This window comes from Clostridioides sp. GD02404 (assembly GCF_045898275.1).
GTDB classification, from domain to species: domain Bacteria; phylum Bacillota; class Clostridia; order Peptostreptococcales; family Peptostreptococcaceae; genus Clostridioides; species Clostridioides difficile_A.
Map to the genome: position 1 here is coordinate 1 of NZ_JBJOCA010000067.1, position 696 is coordinate 696.

Here is a 696-nt window from a genome sequence, read left to right on the forward strand (position 1 = left end):
CTTAAGCTACCTTTTTCTTATTTTCTTTTCTCTTTTTCTTAAGTTCACTATATTCTATCCAACCATCTACTCCATATTTTTTACTCTTAGCAATCCATATCAATTTTTTATCTTGATACTTATAGTCAAAAAGCTTTTTTCTAAGTTCACCTTGTTGTGTACTATATCCTTTCACATCTATATAAACAACTTCACCATCCCATTTGTATATGGCAAAATCAACTGTATATGTAATAGCCCTATAGTTCTTTCCATCCTTCTTAAATTTAGGCTGTAATTCAAACTTTTGTTGAAGTCCAAAATCTTTTATTTCTCCATTTTCTTTCTTTTCTTTTAAATATAGATAATATTCTGATTCATCTTTGCTATCAAATTTAATTCCATCTATTATAATTTTTTTATTATTGTATTTACTCAATCAAATACTCCCTTTATCACTTAAAATTACTCATACTTATTAATACTATTTATAAAGTCATAAACCTCATGTACACTATATCCAAACCTTTTAAATCCTTTTACATATATTCTTATTGAACTTTGTATACTTCTACCTACCCTACAATTTTCGTATCCTTGCCATAAATTCTCTTTTTCCTCTTGCTTTACCATTTGAGAAACTGCCTTTTGGAATTTATTCATCCTCTTTACTCCTAGCCCTATTAGCCTTCTTCCTACATTCCTTACAACAGTAAG

The 696-nt window shown here is 28.0% G+C and carries 2 protein-coding genes; both read right to left on the reverse strand.

The genetic code is table 11. The annotated features are described in order from the left end of the window. Nucleotide 1 precedes the first annotated feature (1 nt). Entirely contained in the window at nucleotides 2–418 is a 417-nt protein-coding gene (locus Q3287_RS19415) for a DUF1064 domain-containing protein (RefSeq protein ID WP_021426506.1), read from the reverse strand. A 26-nt stretch (nucleotides 419–444) separates the two neighbouring features. Further along, nucleotides 445–696 (reverse strand): hypothetical protein (locus Q3287_RS19420; RefSeq protein ID WP_407964682.1); only part of this gene is annotated, 252 nt, incomplete at its 5' end.